The sequence below is a fragment of the Streptomyces sp. NPDC002181 genome, from assembly GCF_042890485.1.
Taxonomy (GTDB): Bacteria; Actinomycetota; Actinomycetes; order Streptomycetales; family Streptomycetaceae; genus Streptomyces.
Map to the genome: position 1 here is coordinate 141,274 of NZ_JBIASC010000001.1, position 14,025 is coordinate 155,298.

Consider the following 14,025-nt stretch of genomic DNA (forward strand, 5'->3'; position numbering starts at 1 on the left):
TGACATGTCGGCTATTCGACCCCGATGAGGAGGGGCGCCGAGTACCGCCCGCCGCGGTAGGTGACCGTGTCCACCGCCAGGTGCCCGTGCTGTACGTACGCCTCCAGGCGTTCGGCGAGGGCGTCGGGCACCTCCGGTCCCAGGACGAGGGTGACGAGTTCGCCGCCGGAGCCCAGCATCCGCTCCAGGACGGCCTGGGCGGTCTCGTCGAGGCCGGAGCCGATGACGGCGACGTCCCCGTCGATGAGCCCGAGCACGTCCCCGGCCTGGCAGATGCCGGCGGAGGTGAAGGACTGCCGTTCGGCGACGGCGAGTTCCCCGTAGCGGGTGGCTCCGGCGGCCGCGGTCATGGCGACGACGTCCTCGTCGAAGCTGCCCTCGGGGTCGTGGACGGCGAGGGCGGCCAGGCCCTGGACCGCGGACCGGGTCGGGATCACGGCCACCCGTACGCCGTCGGCTCGGGCCTGTTCGGCGGCGGCGGCCGCGACCGCGCGCTGGTCCGCCCCGCCGGGCAGCAGCACCACCTCGCGGGCGTGGGCGCGCCGGATGGCGTCGACGAGCGCGGCGGCGTCCGGGGTCTCTCCGGGCCGGGCGAGGACGGTGGTCGCGCCGGCCTCCCCGCACAGTCCGGCCAGTCCCTCGCCCGGGACCACGGCGACGACGGCCCGCTGGACGCGCTCGCCGCGCGCGCGGCGCCGCTCGTCGCCGAAGTGGGTGATGCGGATCCGGTAGGGGCGCCCGGCGACCACGCCGGCCTCGACGGCAGCGCCGGGGTCGTCGACGTGGACGTGCACGTTCCACAGTCCGTCGCCGCCGACCACCACCAGGGAGTCCCCGAGTCCGTCGAGGCGTTCGCGCAGCTCGGCGACGTCCGGCTCGGCGGCCTCCAGCAGGTAGATCACCTCGTACGCGGGCCCGCCCTGTTCCTCGGCGTCGCAGGGCCGCGGCGGCTGCGGTACCGGCACGGCCCGCCCGCGTACGGCCTCGGCGGCGGGCTGGCGGCCGGACAGCGCCTGCCACAGGGCCCCGAGTACGGCGACCAGCCCGCAGCCCCCCGCGTCGACCACCCCGGCCCGGCCCAGCTCGGCCAGCTGCCCCGGGGTGTCGGCGAGGGCCGCGCGGGCCCCGTCGTAGGCGGCCAGGGCCACGTCGGCGGCGCTGGCGGCGGCCGCCCCGGCCGCTTCCCCGGCGCGTGCCGCCGCGGCCGCGACGGTGAGCATCGTGCCCTCCACCGGGTGCGCGACGGCGCGGTACGCCTCCTCGGCGGCCCGGGTCAGCGCCTCGGCCAGCAGCCGGCCGGGCCCGCGCTCCCCGGGCTCGTCGCCGAGCACCTCGGCCACGCCGCGCAGCAGCTGCGCCAGGATCGTCCCGGAGTTCCCGCGGGCGCCTATGAGGGCGCCGTGCGCGTAGGCCCGTACGGCCTCGGCCAGCGTGGGGTCCGCTGTGGTCTCGCTCACTCCCGCGGGGGGTGTTCCGAGCGCCTCGGCCAGGGCGCGGTCCGCCGATTCGGCGGTCAGGTAGAGGTTGGTTCCGGTGTCCGCGTCCGCGACCGGGTAGACGTTGATCGCGTCGATGTCCTCGCGGGCCCGGCCCAGCGCGGCCACGGCCAGCGAGCTCCAGGTGCGCACCGCCCGGGCGTCGAGCTCGTCGGCGGGCTGCGGCTGCGGCTCGTGCTGCACCGGGCGTTCCTCCTCGTGCGGGCCGGGGTTCACCGCAGGGTAACCAAGGACTGCCGGGTGTCAGGGGCCCCGGGCGGGATCGGCGGCGGTCATGGTAGTTTTCTTGGACGGACGCAGTCGTTGTATGCTGCTCCGGTTGCCCGATGAGAGTCGGGCCAATTCCCCCGGCAAACCACTCAGACTTCCTCAGACTTCTGATCCGGTGCGCCGGATTTCACTGTAAGTGCATCTGAAGTCTTTGGAGTGACCTGTGGCTGCCAACTGCGACGTTTGCGCCAAGGGGCCGAGCTTCGGCAACAACATCTCCCACTCGCACCGCCGCACCTCGCGTCGCTGGAACCCGAACATCCAGCGCGTTCGTGCCATGGTCAGTGGGACGCCGAAGCGCCTCAACGTCTGCACCTCGTGCATCAAGGCCGGCAAGGTCTCGCGCTGACGCCAACCGTCGTAGCGCAGCCCTTTCCGGTTGCCAAGAAGGCCGGTCCACCTCGTGGACCGGCCTTTTGCCTTGCCTGGACCGACCGGGCGTGAAGAGGACCACCGCATCATGTGATGCGGTGGTCCTCCGCCGTTGCGCAGCCGTCAGCGGTTCCACTGCCAGGCGTGGTCCACGGGGCCGATGCCGCCGCCGAGCGCGAAGCCGGCCGCGAGGGCGCCGCTCACGTACTCCTTGGCCTCCATGGCGGCCTGCGGCACGTCCTGTCCCTTGGCGAGCCCCGCGGCCAGTGCGGAGGCGAGGGTGCAGCCGGTGCCGTGGGTGTGCCGGTTGCCGTGGCGCGGCGCCCGCAGCCACAGCAGCGTGTCCCCGTCGGTGAGCAGGTCGGCGGCCTGGTTCCCGTGGGCGGCCAGGTGCCCGCCCTTGATGAGCGCCCACTGGGGGCCGTACGCGAGCACGGCGTCGGCGGCGCGCCGCATGTCGTCCTCGCTCTCCACGATGACGCCCGTGAGCTGGGCCACCTCGTCCAGGTTCGGGGTGGCCACGGTGGCCCGCGGCAGCAGCTCCTTGCGTACGGCGTCCAGCGCGGAGGCGGCGAGCAGCGGGTCCCCGTGCTTGGAGACCCCGACCGGGTCCACGACGGCGGGGGCGGAGGCGGCGGCCAGCAGTTCGGCCACCGTCTCCACCAGGGCGGTGGAGGCCAGCATCCCGGTCTTGACGGCGTGGACGCCGATGTCGTCCACGACGGCCCGGTACTGGGCCTTCACGGCCTCGGCGGGCAGTTCCCAGACCCCCTGCACCCCGAGGGAGTTCTGCGCGGTCACGGCCGTCACCACGCTCATTCCGTGCACGCCGAGTGCCAGCATCGTCTTGAGGTCGGCCTGGATCCCGGCGCCACCGCCGGAGTCGGATCCGGCGACGGTCAGGCACAGCGGTGGCGCGTCGGTCATCTGGTGGTCTCCTCGGTGGACGGGTCGGAGCCGAAGTGGTCCCAGCCGCCGGTGCTCGTCCAGGGGGCGCCGTCCACGGTCACCTGGGGCAGCGCGGACCGGTTCAGCACCTCCCCGATGACCTTCCACCGGGCCGGCAGTTTCACGTCGGGCGGGAAGGTCGCCACGATGGCGTGATCTTCCCCTCCGGTGAGCACCCACTGCAAGGGGTCGACCCCGACGGCCTGCCCGATGTCGTGCATCTGCGTCGGGATGTCGACGGCCGCCGAGCGCAGGTCGATGCGTACCTTGCTGGCCTCCGCGATGTGCCCGAGGTCGGCGATCAGGCCGTCGCTGACGTCGGTCATGGCGGTGGCGCCGAGCCCGGCGGCCGCGGGGCCGGCGTGGTACGGAGGCTCGGGGCGCCGGTGCGCCTCGACGAAGGCCCGCGGGGAGCGGAACCCGCGCGAGAGCACGGCGAAACCGGCCGCGGACCAGCCCAGCCAGCCCGTGACGGCCACGACGTCGCCGGGCTGGGCGCCGGAGCGCAGCACGGGCTCGTGGTTGCGCAGGTCGCCGAGGGCGGTGATGGCCACGGTGATGGTGTCCCCGCGGACGACGTCGCCGCCTACCACGGCCGCGCCGGCGACCTGGCACTCGTCGCGGATGCCGTCCATCAGCTCGGTGGGCCAGGTGACCGGCAGCTCGGCCGGGACGACGAGGCCGAGCAGCAGCGCCGTCGGCACGGCGCCCATGGCCGCGATGTCGGCGAGGTTCTGCGCGGCGGCCTTGCGGCCGACGTCGTACGCGGTGGACCAGTCGCGCCGGAAGTGCCTGCCTTCCAGCAGGATGTCGGTGCTCGCCACGACCCGCCGGTCGGGGGCCGACACGACCGCGGCGTCGTCGCCCGGTCCGAGCCGGACCGCCGGGGTGGTGGTGAGCCGTGAGGTGAGCTCTCGAATGAGCCCGAACTCCCCCAGCTCGCCCACAGTGCCCTTCATCGCTGTGCCCCTTCTTGCCCAGTCCGCTTGCGGTCGCGAGCCGTCACAGCTCTGGGTACCGTCAACAGATACGTCAACTTCTGCTCTCCGTACGCCCCGCCGTGCGTGGCGCCGGGCCCCCGGGTCTCCCCGTGGTGCTCGGCAACGCGGTACCGTGGCGTCCCTTTCCCCGGGCCCACTCGCATCCCTGGGCCCACCCGAAGGTTAGGGGAATCGATCCTCGTGGCCGCCCTGGAGGTTCCGTGGTACAGGCGTACATCCTTATCCAGACCGAGGTGGGCAAGGCGTCGTTCGTCGCCGAGTCCATCAGCCAGATTCCGGGGGTGATCCAGGCCGAGGACGTGACGGGGCCGTACGACGTGATCGTGCGCGCCCAGGCCGACACCGTCGACGAGCTCGGCCGCATGGTCGTCGCCAAGGTGCAGCAGGTGGAGGGCATCACCCGCACCCTGACCTGCCCGGTGGTCCATCTGTAGCCCCCGTCTACTCTTGGCCGGTGATGACCCTCCACCGCCGGCCCCTGCGTGTGCCCGCCCTGCCCGTACTGGTCGCGGTACTGGCCCTCGCGGGCTGTACCCCGGGTGATTCCGAAGCCCGGGTGGATCCGCCGCCCACGCCGCCCGCCGACGTCGCGGGGTTCTGTGCAGCGCTGCACGGGGAACTCCCGGAGAAGGTGGCCGGCCTGGCGCGGGCGGAGACGGCGCCGGAGTCGGATCTGACCGCCGCGTGGGGCGGCTCGGCGATCGTACTGCGGTGCGGTGTCCCCAAGCCCCCCGAGATGGCTGATCCGAAGCAGGAGGGCGTCGAGGTCAACGGCGTCCGGTGGCTGCTGGAGAAGGTCCCCGACAGCGCCGGCGGGGGGTTCCGGTTCATCACCGGGTTGCGCCTCGCGTACACCGAGGTCCGGGTCGACAAGGAGCATGCCACGGATGCGGGGATGCTCGTCGGGCTGTCCACGGCCGTGGCCGGGACCGTCCCGGAGGGCATCTCCTCGTACTGACCGTGCCGACGGGACCGTTCGCCCCTTCGCACACCGACCGCCCGCCGGGAATCCCGGCGGGCGGTCGGCGTGTACGGCGTTTCGGGCCGCGCGCTGCGGCCGGCTAGCGCAGGCCGGTGGAGCGGTTCAGGGCCGCCTGGATCAGGCGGTCCACCAGCTCCGGGTACTCGATGCCCGACTCCTGCCACATCCGCGGGTACATGGAGATGGGGGTGAAGCCCGGCATCGTGTTGATCTCGTTGATGACGAACGTGCCGTCCTCGGTGAGGAAGAAGTCGGCGCGCACCAGGCCCTCGCAGGACGCGGCGTCGAACGCCTCGATCGCGAGCCGCTGCACCTCGGCGGTCTGCTCCGGGGTGAGCGGGGCGGGCACGATCCCCGAGGCGGAGTCGATGTACTTCGCCTCGAAATCGTAGAAGTCGTGGCTGGAGACCGGCGGGATCTCGGCGGGCACGCTCGCGCGCGGCCCGTCCTCGAACTCCAGCACCCCGCACTCGATCTCGCGGCCGCGCAGCAGCGCCTCGACGATGATCTTCGGGTCGTGGCGCTGGGCCTCGCGGATGGCGGCGTCCAGGCCGGAGGCTTCGTCGACCTTGGTGATGCCGATGGAGGAGCCGGCCCGGGCGGGCTTGATGAAGAGCGGCCAGCCGTGCTCACCGGCGAAGTCCAGGATGCGCGCCTTGGCGGCGTCCCGGTCGGCGTCCCACTCGCGGGGCCGGATGGTCACGTACGGGCCGACGGGGAGGCCGAAGGAGGTGAAGACGCGCTTCATGTACTCCTTGTCCTGGCCGACGGCGGAGGCGAGGACGCCCGAGCCGACGTACGGGATGCCGGAGAGCTCCAGCAGGCCCTGCAGGGTGCCGTCCTCGCCGTACGGGCCGTGCAGCATCGGGAAGACGACGTCGACCTCGCCCAGGGCCTTGGGGACGGCTCCCGGCTCGGTGTAGACGACCTCGCGGTTGGCGGGGTCGACGGAGAGCACGACGGTGCCCTCCTCGGAGTCCGCCAGCTCCTCGACGTTCGGGAGCTTGCGGTCGGCGATGGCCATCCGCGCGGGCTCGTCGGCGGTCAGCGCCCACCGGCCGTCCGTGGTGATGCCGATGGGCAGCACCTCGTACTTGGACCGGTCGATGGAGCGCAGCACGGCGCCCGCGGTGACGACCGAGATGGCGTGTTCCGAGCTGCGGCCGCCGAACACGACGGCCACGCGGGGCTTGCGGCCCTGCTGCTCAGGGGTCTGGGGGAGGTTCTCGCTGCTCATATCGCCACGACGATACCCGGTCGGACGTCCTGAAAGGAGTCAGCGGCGTTCCGGTTTGGCGCTGCGCCCCATCAGTTCCTTCAGTGCGACCAGCGGCGGCTTGCCGTGGTGGACGATCTCGACGACGGTGTCGGTGATCGGCATGTCCACCCCGTGGCGGCGGGCCAGATCGGCCACCGACTGGCAGGACTTGACGCCCTCGGCGGTCTGCCTGGTGACCGCGATGGTCTCCTCCAGGGTCATTCCGCGGCCGAGGTTGGTGCCGAAGGTGTGGTTGCGGGAGAGCGGCGAGGAGCACGTGGCGACGAGGTCGCCGAGGCCCGCGAGACCGGAGAAGGTGAGCGGGTCGGCGCCCATGGCCAGGCCCAGCCGGGTCGCTTCGGCGAGGCCCCGGGTGATGAGGGAGCCCTTGGTGTTGTCGCCCAGGCCCATCCCGTCCGCGATGCCGACGGCGAGGCCGATGACGTTCTTGACGGCGCCGCCCAGCTCGCAGCCGATGACGTCGGTGCTCGTGTACGGGCGGAAGTACGGGGTGTGGCAGGCGGCCTGGAGGCGCTGGGCCACGGCCTCGTCGGAGCAGGCGACGACGGCGGCGGCGGGCTGCCGGGCGGCGATCTCGCGGGCCAGGTTGGGGCCGGTGACGACGGCGACGCGCTCGGCGGGGACCTTGGCCACCTCCTCGATGACCTCGCTCATGCGCTTGGCGCTGCCGAGTTCGATGCCCTTCATCAGGGAGACGAGGACGGCGTCGGCGGGCAGCAGCGGGGCCCATTCGGCGAGGTTGCCGCGCAGGGTCTGGGAGGGGATGGCGAGGACCGCGAAGTCGGCGCCGGCCGCGGCCTCGGCCGGGTCGGTGGTGGCGCGCATGTTCGCGGGGAGTTCGACGTCCGGGAAGTAGTCCGGGTTGGTCCGGCCGCTGTTGATGGCGTCGACGACCTCGCTGCGGCGGCCCCACAGGGTCACCTCGCAGCCGGCGTCGGCGAGCACCATGCCGAAGGCCGTGCCCCAGGAGCCGGTTCCGAAGACGGCCGCCTTCACGGGACGTGTCACTTCTGGTCCTCCCCCGCGGCCTTGCGCCGCTGTTCCAGCCTGGCCTTGCGATGGTCGTACGGCTGCTCGGGCGCCTTCTCGCCGCGCAGCTCCTCCAGCAGCTCCGTGATGGCCGCCATGATGGTCTCGGTGACCTCCTTGAGCACGTCCGGGGTGGGTTCCCGGTCATAGAACTCGGAGAGGTCCACGGGCGGTCCGGCCAGCACCTGGAGGGTCTTGCGCGGGAACAGGCGGACCTTGTTCTCCTTGGCGTACGGCGGCATGGCGAGGTTCGCGCCCCACTGGGCCACCGGAATGACGGGCGCCTTGGTCATGAGCGCCACGCGCGCCGCGCCGGTCTTGCCGGCCATCGGCCACATGTCCGGATCGCGCGTGAGAGTGCCTTCGGGATAAAAGGCCACGCATTCGCCGCGCTCGATCGCGTCCACGGCGGCCCGGAATGCGTCCAGGGCGTTGGTGGTCTCGCGGTAGACGGGGATCTGGCCGGAGCCGCGCAGGATCGCGCCGACAATGGGGACCTTGAAGAGGGCCGCCTTCGCGAGCAATCGGGGCACCCGGCCGGTGTTGTACTGGAAGTGCGCGTAGGAGAGCGGGTCCAGATACGAGTTGTGATTGACGGCCGTGATAAACCCGCCGTCGGCCGGAATGTGATCCATTCCCCGCCAGTCCCGCTTGAAGAGCACCACCAGCGGCGGTTTTGCGATGACCGCCGCCAGGCGGTACCAGAAGCCGATTCTGCGGCGGGACACTCGGACACCTTCCTCTAGGACCGGTGCGCGGCTGGGGCACCTCGTCGGCCGGACAAGTGTGGCCTCGGCTCCGGTCTCTGTCGAGAACACCGTACGCCCCGCCCGGAGCACCGGACCTCCGGGTCGACCCGGCAGAGGCGACAATGGGCCGATGCATGACCTGGCCATGACCCGGCCATGGTCCGCACATGGACGGGCGCGCGCCGGAGGAAGGGGGGTCCGCCACGAACGCGGTCTGGAGTCTGGTGGTCCCGCTGAAGCCGCTGGCGGTGGCCAAGAGCCGTCTCGCGGCGGCCGTGGGGGCGTCCCGCCCCGGGCTCGCGCTGGCGTTCGCGCTGGACACGGTGGCGGGCGCGCTGGCCTGCCCGGCGGTCGCGGATGTGGTGGTCGTCACGGATGACGCCGAGGCCGGAAAGGAACTGTCGCGGCTGGGGGCGCGGATCGTGGCGGACGCCCCGGCCACCGGGCTCAACCCGGCGCTCGTCCACGGGGCGCGGGAGGTGCGCAGGGGCCGGCCGGGTGCGGCGGTGGCCGCGATGAACGCGGATCTGCCCGCGCTGCGGCCTTCGGAATTGCTACGCGTGCTCGAAGCCGCGTCCGTATTTGCGCGGGCATTTCTCGCGGACGCCGCGGGAATCGGCACGACGCTGCTTTCCGCTGCTCCGGACGTGGAATTGGCACCCTCGTTCGGGGGTCCGTCACGTGCCCGGCATTCGGCCTCGGGGGCTGCGGAAATAAGCCTCGCGGACGTGGAGAGCGTACGGCGGGACGTGGACACGGGAGCCGATCTGCGCGCGGCCCTCGCCCTCGGTGTGGGCCGTCACACGGCCCGATACAGTGCCCGTATGCAGGCGACCGCGTACACGTACGACTCCCAGACCCGCAGCGGCAGTGTGCTGCTGGACGACGGCACGCCGGTGCCCTTCGAGGCCCCGGCCTTCGATGCGGGCGGCCTGCGGCTGCTGCGGCCCGGGCAGCGGGTCCGGATCGAGACGGACGGCGAGGGGCCGGCGCTGCGGATCACGCTGGTCACCCTGCAGACCTTCTGACTCTCGCCAGCGCGAGCCACTGTGAGCCACCGCGAGCCCCTGCGACCCTTCTGACCTGCAACGACAGTTCACACAGCACCGCGGGCCGGCTTCCCCAGGAGGGGGAAGCCGGCCCGGCGTGTGTGACTCGTGGCCTTACTTCTTGCGGGCCGTGGTCTTCTTCGCGGTGGTCTTGCGCGCCGTCGTCTTCTTGGCGGGCGCCGTGGTCTTCGCGGTGGCCTTCTTGGCCGCCGGAGCCGTCTTCTTGGCGGCGGCGGTGGTCTTCTTGGCCGCCGGGGCCGCCTTCTTGGCGGTGGCGGTGGCCTTCTTCGCCGTCGCCGTGGTCTTCTTCGCCGCGGCCGTCTTGGTGACCGCCTTCTTGGCGGTGGCGACCTTCTTGGCGGCGGCGGTGGTCTTCTTGGCGACCGCGGTCTTCGCCGCCGCCTTCTTGGCGGTGGTGGCCTTCTTGGCCGCGGCCTTCTTGACCGTCGCGGAAGCGCCGCCGGAGAGGCTGCCCTTGGGCGCCTTCTTCACCGACACCTCGCCGCCCTTGGGCAGCTTCTTGGTGCCCGCGACCAGGTCCTTGAAGCCCTGGCCCGCGCGGAAGCGGGGAACAGAGGTCTTCTTGACCCGGACGCGCTCACCCGTCTGCGGGTTGCGGGCGTAGCGGGCCGGGCGGTCGACCTTCTCGAACGAGCCGAAGCCCGTGACCGAGACCCGGTCGCCCGCGACCACGGCGCGGACCATCGCGTCCAGTACCGCGTCGACGGCGTCCGCGGCCTGCTGGCGGCCGCCCAGCTTGTCGGCAATCGCTTCTACGAGCTGCGCCTTGTTCACGTCTTCCCCTTCGGAGACTTCGCCAGAACGAATGTGTTCAAGCTTATTTCGCACGTTAGGCGGATATATACCGCAAATCAAACACGAAACGGGCTAATCACCCTAGTGCCGCAACGGTGTAGGTCGTTACGGAGTTCCTTCGCATCAGTCGCCTTCAGGGAATCGACCCTCGTCGAGGTCCTTCATCAACCTGTCCAGGCGCCTTGCCGCATCGGCGAGATCATGTTTCGCCGCGGCCGTGACGACCAACAGCTTCCGGGACAGCGCCATCCTTACGCCCTCCGGGACTTGCAGTGTGCGCACCCTTGCGTGTGCTTCTTTCAGCCGGTCCGCGACGAGTTCGTAGAGCTCAAGTTGACTGTCGCGTTCCATGCACAGATTGTGCCATCTGGGGCGAGTTGTCGCCTCACGGGGCCTCAACACACGGCTGTGCCCCCCGCCGGAGGGCGGGGGGCACAGTGTTGTCGATGTGATCACCCGGGGGTGAATAAGCGCTGATCAGGCTGGAATCAGACCCTAATCGTGCGCGGCTTGAAGCTGGGGCGGGCGCTTTCGTAGGTGGCGATGTCCGCTTCGTTCTGAAGGGTGAGGGAGATGTCGTCCAGACCCTCCAGCAGACGCCAGCGGGCGTTGTCGTCGAGTTCGAACTCCGCCTCGATTCCGGCCGCGCGGACCTGGCGCGCGACCAGGTCGACGGTCACCTCGGCACTCGGGTCGGCCTCGGTCAGCTCCCACAGCCGGTCGACGGTCTCCTGCGGCAGGACCACCGTCAGCAGACCGTTCTTCAGCGAGTTGCCGCGGAAGATGTCGGCGAAGCGGGACGAGATGACCGTCTTGAACCCGAAGTTCTGCAGGGCCCAGACGGCGTGCTCGCGGGAGGAGCCGGTGCCGAAGTCGGGGCCGGCGATCAGCACGGTCGCGCCCTGGCGCTCGGGGCGGTTCGTGACGAACCCGGGGTCCTTGCGCCAGGCCTCGAAGAGCCCGTCCTCGAACCCGTCACGGGTGATCTTCTTCAGCCAGTGGGCCGGGATGATCTGGTCGGTGTCGACGTTGGAGCGGCGCAGCGGGACGGCCCGGCCGGTGTGGGTGGTGAAGGCTTCCATGGTTCAGACTCCGGCGGTCGCGTCGGCGGCGGACAGGTCGGCGGGCGAGGCCAGATGGCCCAGTACCGCGGTGGCGGCGGCCACCTGCGGGGAGACCAGGTGGGTGCGTCCGCCCTTGCCCTGCCGGCCCTCGAAGTTGCGGTTGGAGGTGGACGCGGAGCGCTCACCGGGGGCCAGTTGGTCGGGGTTCATGCCCAGGCACATCGAGCAGCCCGCGTGCCGCCATTCGGCGCCGGCCTCCTTGAAGACCGCGTCCAGGCCCTCTTCCACGGCCTGCAGGGCGACCCGGACGGAGCCCGGGACGACCAGCATCCGTACGCCGTCGGCGACTTTGCGGCCCTCGATGACGGAGGCGACGGCACGCAGGTCCTCGATGCGGCCGTTGGTGCACGAACCTACGAAGACGGTGTCGACCCTGATGTCGCGCAGCGGCTGTCCGGCCGTCAACCCCATGTACTCCAGGGCCTTTTCGGCGGCGTGGCGCTCCGAAGCGTCCTCGTACGAAGCAGGGTCGGGGACGCGGGAGGACAGCGGCGCGCCCTGGCCCGGGTTGGTGCCCCAGGTGACGAACGGGGAGAGCGTGGCGCCGTCGATGACGACCTCGGCGTCGAAGACCGCGTCCTCGTCGGTGCGCAGGGTCCGCCAGTAGGCGACGGCCTCGTCCCAGTCCTCGCCCCCGGGGGCGTGGTCGCGGCCCTTCAGGTAGTCGAAGGTGGCCTGGTCGGGGGCGATCATGCCCGCGCGGGCACCGGCCTCGATCGACATGTTGCAGATGGTCATGCGCGCTTCCATCGAGAGCTTCTCGATGGCCTCGCCGCGGTATTCCAGGATGTAGCCCTGGCCGCCGCCGGTGCCGATCTTCGCGATGATCGCCAGGATCAGGTCCTTGGCGGTGACGCCCTCGGCCAGCTCGCCGGTGACCGTGATGGCCATCGTCTTGGGGCGGGCCAGCGGCAGCGTCTGGGTGGCCAGCACGTGCTCGACCTGGCTGGTGCCGATGCCGAAGGCCAGCGCGCCGAAGGCGCCGTGCGTGGAGGTGTGGGAGTCACCGCAGACCACGGTGGTGCCCGGCTGGGTCAGGCCCAGCTGCGGTCCCACCACGTGGACGACTCCCTGCTCGACATCGCCCAGGGAGTGCAGGCGCACGCCGAACTCGGCGCAGTTCGCCCGCAGCGTCTCCAGCTGGGCCCGGGAGACCGGGTCCGCGATCGGCTTGTCGATGTCCAGGGTGGGGGTGTTGTGGTCCTCGGTGGCGATGGTGAGGTCCAGCCGCCGGACCTTGCGGCCGGCCTGGCGCAGGCCCTCGAAGGCCTGGGGGCTGGTCACCTCGTGCAGCAGGTGCAGATCAATGAAGAGGAGGTCGGGCTCGCCCTCGGCGCGCCGGACGACATGGTCGTCCCAGACCTTCTCCGCGAGTGTCCTACCCATCGCTTTCCCTCCGGCTCACCGTCCCGGACCCAGTGGTTCGTGGACCCGTACATACAGACTCGCTGGTTCTTGGAAAAATTGAACTTGCGTTTCACAGTGTGAGACGCGAATATCGTTTCATGGACAACTCTAGCGGCGTCGGCGTTCTCGACAAGGCAGCTCTGGTATTGAGCGCACTGGAGTCCGGTCCGGCCACCCTCGCCGGGCTGGTCGCGGCGACAGGGCTCGCACGACCCACGGCACATCGCCTGGCCGTGGCACTGGAACACCACCGGATGGTGGCGAGGGACATGCAGGGCCGGTTCATCCTCGGACCGCGGCTGGCGGAGCTCGCCGCCGCGGCCGGCGAGGACCGCCTGCTGGCCACGGCGGGACCGGTACTCACCCACCTCCGTGACGTGACGGGCGAGAGCGCGCAGCTCTACCGCCGTCAGGGAGACATGCGCATCTGCGTGGCAGCCGCCGAGCGGCTGTCCGGCCTTCGGGACACCGTCCCGGTGGGCTCGACGCTCCCGATGAAGGCGGGTTCGGCCGCGCAGATCCTGATGGCCTGGGAGGAGCCCGAGCGGCTCCACCGCGGGCTGCAGGGCGCGCGTTTCACGGCGACGGCCCTGTCGGGCGTACGGCGGCGCGGCTGGGCGCAGTCGATCGGCGAGCGGGAGCCCGGCGTGGCCTCCGTCTCGGCGCCGGTGCGCGGGCCGTCGAACCGCGTGGTGGCCTCCGTGTCGGTCTCCGGGCCGATCGAGCGCCTGACCCGCCACCCGGGCCGGATGCACGCCCAGGCCGTCATCGACGCGGCCGCCCGCCTGTCGGAGGCCCTGCGCCGCTCCGGCTGACCCCCCTCTTCCCACTCCCCCGGGCCCGGGGGCGCGTACGACGCCGCACACGTCCGAAGACGCGCCTCCGGGCCCGCACTTGTGCGCGGGCATCGTGGGGCGGGCGCATACGGGAACAGCGAAGAGGCCCTCCGCGATGAACGCGGAGGGCCTCTTCCGTGCGTACCCCCGACCGGATTCGAACCGGCGCTACCGCCTTGAGAGGGCGGCGTGCTAGGCCGCTACACAACGGGGGCTTGCTCTGTACTGCGCTGGGCTACCAGGACTCGAACCTAGAACAAAGGAACCAGAAACCTTCGTGTTGCCAATTACACCATAGCCCAATGTGGTCTATACCAGACCAGTACCCCCGACCGGATTCGAACCGGCGCTACCGCCTTGAGAGGGCGGCGTGCTAGGCCGCTACACAACGGGGGCCCTAGCGATCCTGCATCAAGACGTCCGGGAGCTACCCAATGGAGACCTTGCGGGAAGGATCTGTACCCCCGACCGGATTCGAACCGGCGCTACCGCCTTGAGAGGGCGGCGTGCTAGGCCGCTACACAACGGGGGCAAAGCACTGCGTTACTGCTGCACTGCGCTGGGGTACCAGGACTCGAACCTAGAATAAGGGAACCAGAAACCCTCGTGTTGCCAATTACACTATACCCCACCGAAAGTCAACCCCTTGGGGGGCTTTTCTTTCGAG

Annotated in this window: 14 protein-coding genes, 5 tRNA genes and 1 pseudogene; 5 read left to right on the forward strand and 15 right to left on the reverse strand. The window is 71.1% G+C overall.

The window, feature by feature from the left end; all coding sequences use genetic code 11:
• Nucleotides 1-11: 11 nt before the first annotated feature.
• Nucleotides 12-1,679, reverse strand: a complete 1,668-nt coding sequence (locus ACFYXV_RS00620) for a DAK2 domain-containing protein (protein WP_385472845.1) — start codon at nt 1,677-1,679, stop codon at nt 12-14.
• A 250-nt stretch (nt 1,680-1,929) separates the two neighbouring features.
• Here ACFYXV_RS00620 and rpmB point away from each other — a divergent pair, with 250 nt between their 5' ends.
• Nucleotides 1,930-2,115 (forward strand): 50S ribosomal protein L28, encoded by a 186-nt coding sequence (rpmB, locus tag ACFYXV_RS00625; RefSeq protein ID WP_030298506.1) that lies wholly within the window; start codon nt 1,930-1,932, stop codon nt 2,113-2,115.
• Nucleotides 2,116-2,261: 146 nt separating this feature from the next.
• Here rpmB and thiD read toward each other — a convergent pair whose 3' ends face one another.
• A complete protein-coding gene (thiD, locus tag ACFYXV_RS00630) occupies nt 2,262-3,065 on the reverse strand; it encodes a bifunctional hydroxymethylpyrimidine kinase/phosphomethylpyrimidine kinase (protein ID WP_389381705.1) in 804 nt (267 codons plus the stop codon).
• On the reverse strand, nt 3,062-4,045 hold the full coding sequence (locus ACFYXV_RS00635) for a thiamine-phosphate kinase (protein WP_366100922.1): 984 nt from the start codon (nt 4,043-4,045) through the stop codon (nt 3,062-3,064). Before ACFYXV_RS00635 ends, thiD begins: the two co-directional genes overlap by 4 nt.
• A 242-nt stretch (nt 4,046-4,287) precedes the next feature.
• On the opposite strand from ACFYXV_RS00635, the gene ACFYXV_RS00640 reads away from it, so the two are divergent.
• Together ACFYXV_RS00640 and ACFYXV_RS00645 are read left to right on the forward strand one after the other, a co-directional pair.
• Nucleotides 4,288-4,521: an Lrp/AsnC family transcriptional regulator gene (locus ACFYXV_RS00640; protein WP_030162831.1), complete on the forward strand. Its 234-nt coding sequence runs from the start codon at nt 4,288-4,290 to the stop codon at nt 4,519-4,521.
• Between the two features lie 23 nt (nt 4,522-4,544).
• The gene (locus ACFYXV_RS00645) at nt 4,545-5,045 is read left to right on the forward strand and encodes a DUF3515 domain-containing protein (protein WP_389381706.1); all 501 of its coding nucleotides are present in this window, start codon (nt 4,545-4,547) and stop codon (nt 5,043-5,045) included.
• Between the two features lie 103 nt (nt 5,046-5,148).
• On the opposite strand, the gene ACFYXV_RS00650 is transcribed toward ACFYXV_RS00645, so the two are convergent.
• From ACFYXV_RS00650 to ACFYXV_RS00660, 3 genes are read right to left on the reverse strand one after another with little or no spacing between them, the layout of a single operon-like run.
• Nucleotides 5,149-6,306: a D-alanine--D-alanine ligase family protein gene (locus ACFYXV_RS00650; protein ID WP_385472856.1), complete on the reverse strand. Its 1,158-nt coding sequence runs from the start codon at nt 6,304-6,306 to the stop codon at nt 5,149-5,151.
• Between the two features lie 39 nt (nt 6,307-6,345).
• Nucleotides 6,346-7,356 carry an NAD(P)H-dependent glycerol-3-phosphate dehydrogenase gene (locus tag ACFYXV_RS00655; RefSeq protein ID WP_383496852.1) on the reverse strand — a complete coding sequence of 337 codons (1,011 nt, stop codon included), beginning with the start codon at nt 7,354-7,356 and terminating at the stop codon, nt 6,346-6,348.
• Nucleotides 7,353-8,105, reverse strand: a complete 753-nt coding sequence (locus tag ACFYXV_RS00660; RefSeq protein ID WP_385472858.1) for a lysophospholipid acyltransferase family protein — start codon at nt 8,103-8,105, stop codon at nt 7,353-7,355. The genes ACFYXV_RS00655 and ACFYXV_RS00660 overlap by 4 nt, the downstream gene beginning before the upstream one ends.
• A 188-nt stretch (nt 8,106-8,293) precedes the next feature.
• On the opposite strand from ACFYXV_RS00660, the pseudogene cofC reads away from it, so the two are divergent.
• Nucleotides 8,294-8,935, forward strand: a pseudogene (gene cofC / locus ACFYXV_RS00665) (2-phospho-L-lactate guanylyltransferase); the annotation flags it as partial.
• Between the two features lie 354 nt (nt 8,936-9,289).
• Here the strand turns inward: cofC and ACFYXV_RS00670 are convergent.
• From ACFYXV_RS00670 to leuC, 4 genes are all read right to left on the reverse strand, one after another.
• Nucleotides 9,290-9,970 carry an HU family DNA-binding protein gene (locus ACFYXV_RS00670; protein ID WP_389381707.1) on the reverse strand — a complete coding sequence of 227 codons (681 nt, stop codon included), beginning with the start codon at nt 9,968-9,970 and terminating at the stop codon, nt 9,290-9,292.
• A 144-nt stretch (nt 9,971-10,114) separates the two neighbouring features.
• On the reverse strand, nt 10,115-10,342 hold the full coding sequence (locus ACFYXV_RS00675; RefSeq protein ID WP_045945905.1) for a hypothetical protein: 228 nt from the start codon (nt 10,340-10,342) through the stop codon (nt 10,115-10,117).
• A 137-nt stretch (nt 10,343-10,479) separates the two neighbouring features.
• Nucleotides 10,480-11,073: a 3-isopropylmalate dehydratase small subunit gene (gene leuD / locus ACFYXV_RS00680; RefSeq protein WP_389381708.1), complete on the reverse strand. Its 594-nt coding sequence runs from the start codon at nt 11,071-11,073 to the stop codon at nt 10,480-10,482.
• Between the two features lie 3 nt (nt 11,074-11,076).
• Nucleotides 11,077-12,501, reverse strand: a complete 1,425-nt coding sequence (leuC, locus tag ACFYXV_RS00685; protein WP_389381709.1) for a 3-isopropylmalate dehydratase large subunit — start codon at nt 12,499-12,501, stop codon at nt 11,077-11,079.
• Between the two features lie 119 nt (nt 12,502-12,620).
• On the opposite strand from leuC, the gene ndgR reads away from it, so the two are divergent.
• On the forward strand, nt 12,621-13,337 hold the full coding sequence (ndgR, locus tag ACFYXV_RS00690; RefSeq protein ID WP_073911130.1) for an IclR family transcriptional regulator NdgR: 717 nt from the start codon (nt 12,621-12,623) through the stop codon (nt 13,335-13,337).
• A gap of 163 nt (nt 13,338-13,500) precedes the next feature.
• Here ndgR and ACFYXV_RS00695 read toward each other — a convergent pair.
• From ACFYXV_RS00695 to ACFYXV_RS00715, 5 genes are all read right to left on the reverse strand, one after another.
• A tRNA-Glu gene (locus tag ACFYXV_RS00695) sits at nt 13,501-13,573 on the reverse strand.
• 15 nt (nt 13,574-13,588) lie between these two features.
• Nucleotides 13,589-13,660, reverse strand: a tRNA-Gln gene (locus ACFYXV_RS00700).
• 21 nt (nt 13,661-13,681) lie between these two features.
• Nucleotides 13,682-13,754: transfer RNA gene (locus tag ACFYXV_RS00705), tRNA-Glu, on the reverse strand.
• 63 nt (nt 13,755-13,817) lie between these two features.
• Nucleotides 13,818-13,890 (reverse strand) — tRNA-Glu (locus ACFYXV_RS00710).
• Nucleotides 13,891-13,917: 27 nt separating this feature from the next.
• Nucleotides 13,918-13,989, reverse strand: a tRNA-Gln gene (locus ACFYXV_RS00715).
• Nucleotides 13,990-14,025: the final 36 nt, after the last annotated feature.